The following is a 315-nucleotide window of genomic DNA, read 5'->3' as shown; positions in this document are numbered from 1 at the left end:
GTCTGTTGTGAGAACCGTTGGTTCTCCAAAAGCTTTCACTAACCTTTTCATAAACATATAGGCAGCTTGATGATCTCTTGTTTTACGAAGTTGGATATCCAAGGTATATCCTTCTTGATCAATCGCCCGATAAAGATAACACCACTCTCCCTTGACTTTGATATAGGTTTCATCTAAATGCCATACAAAACGTGCTGATTTATTTTTCTTCTTCCAAATTTGATAAATTAACTTTCCATATTCGTGCACCCAACGCATGATGGTTGTAGGATGAACCGATACACCACGTTCTTTTAAAAGTTCAGATACATCACG

The 315-nt window shown here is 37.5% G+C and carries 1 protein-coding gene; it reads right to left on the bottom strand.

The genetic code is table 11. The annotated features are described in order from the left end of the window. The coding region (locus JDS99_RS31195) for an IS6 family transposase (protein ID WP_199696519.1) at positions 1-315 on the bottom strand (315 nt) is incomplete at both ends.

Origin of the sequence: Bacillus cereus group sp. N6 (assembly GCF_016483705.1) — a bacterium.
Taxonomy (GTDB): domain Bacteria; phylum Bacillota; class Bacilli; order Bacillales; family Bacillaceae_G; genus Bacillus_A; species Bacillus_A wiedmannii.
This window is presented reverse-complemented; position numbering and strand designations above follow the sequence as displayed.